This is a genomic window from Oleiphilus sp. HI0061, from assembly GCF_001635675.1.
Genome location: NZ_LWFE01001362.1, coordinates 1 through 658, shown reverse-complemented (window position 1 = coordinate 658; position 658 = coordinate 1). Strand labels below are relative to the sequence as shown.

General features: G+C 45.7%; 1 protein-coding gene. It reads right to left on the bottom strand.

Annotation, left to right across the window (positions count from 1 at the left end; all coding sequences use genetic code 11):
* Nucleotides 1–609: 16S rRNA (uracil(1498)-N(3))-methyltransferase (locus A3735_RS21555; RefSeq protein ID WP_068638616.1), on the bottom strand; the 609-nt coding region annotated here is incomplete at its 3' end.
* Between the last annotated feature and the right edge of the window lie 49 nt (nt 610–658).

Genomic DNA, 658 nt, shown 5'->3' with positions numbered 1-658 from the left:
TACTTCATACTCAGTAAAGCCACCTTCGGGGCCGATGATTAAGGTGCAGGCTTCTTCGAGATGATGTGGGCAGACCTGTTCTTCTCTAGGGTGGGCGACTAGTTGGCGTGTACCTTTGGAAAGTGCAGGTAATTCATCTTCAACAAAGGGCTTGAAGCGCTTTTTGATATGAATTTCGGGCATCACGGTATCCTGAGCTTGTTCTAAGCCAAGGATGCAATTCTCTAGAATTTTTTCTTCACTTAGCCAGGGGCTTTGCCAAAAGCTCTTTTCTACCTTCCAGGCATTGAGGAAATAGATTTTCTTCACGCCCATTGTTGTGGCGGTTTGAATGATTCGCTTTAACATTTTTGGTCGGGGTAGACCAATAATGAGTGTTAAGGGGAGTGGTGCGGGCGCTTCTTTTTGCCACTCGATATCGAGTTTGGCAGACTCCGTAGTGAGAGCTGTAATAGTGGCTAGGCCAATTTGCTGATTGAGCAGGCCAACGCGTATGTTATCTCCAACTTTTGACTTTAGAGTCTCATGCATATGTTCGAGTTGACGACCGGAAATCTCAGCCAGTGTTTCGCTGTGCATATTTTCGGGGAATAACAGTAGCAGGTTCATCTAATTGTTATTCGCTTACAGGTTCTTCGTTGCGCTTCTTTTCGACGAG